At 51.2% G+C, this 580-nt stretch carries 1 protein-coding gene; it reads left to right on the top strand.

Going from position 1 to position 580, the window contains the following annotated elements; all coding sequences use genetic code 11:
- On the top strand, positions 1-580 hold a 580-nt coding region (locus ACFPPD_RS20190; RefSeq protein WP_465251443.1), incomplete at both ends, for an IS21 family transposase.

The raw sequence follows: 580 nt of genomic DNA, 5'->3' as shown, positions 1-580 counted from the left end.
TAAGTGAAAGAGCAATCGCACGTAGCTTGTCCCTCTCACACGGTACTGTTAGTAACATTCTAGCGCGCGCTATTGAGGCCGGATTACCATGGCCGCTGCCAGCAAATCTGGACGAACGTAAGCTGGAGGTCCTGCTCTTCCCTAAGGTAATGGGCAGACCCAAGAACCGGAAAGAACCCGATTGGAACCTCATGTACAGAGAATCCAAAAGAAAAGGCGTCACTCTCCAGCTTCTTTGGATGGAGTACAAAAGCTTGTACCCGGAGGGCTATCAGTACAGTCAATTTTGCGAGCGGTTTAACCAGTGGAAGAAGTCTCTTCAGCTTTCCTTGCGCCAAGAACACAAGGCCGGCGAGAAGTTGTTTATCGACTACGCAGGACCAAAAATCCCTGTGGTTGACGGTGAAACTGGCGAAATCCGGGAAGCTCAGTTATTTGTTGCCACACTCGGTGCAAGCAGCTACACCTACGCGGAAGCGCAATGGGGTCAGGACCTCCAGTCATTCGTAAACGGTCATGTACGCGCCTTCCAGTTCTTCGGCGGTGTCCCAGAATTGCTCGTCCCGGATAATTTGAAATC

The sequence above is a fragment of the Cohnella suwonensis genome, from assembly GCF_042655365.1.
In the GTDB taxonomy this organism is placed as follows: Bacteria; Bacillota; Bacilli; order Paenibacillales; family Paenibacillaceae; genus Cohnella; species Cohnella suwonensis.
The sequence above is the reverse complement of the archived record's forward strand: the minus strand, read 5'-3'. Positions and strand labels throughout refer to the sequence as shown.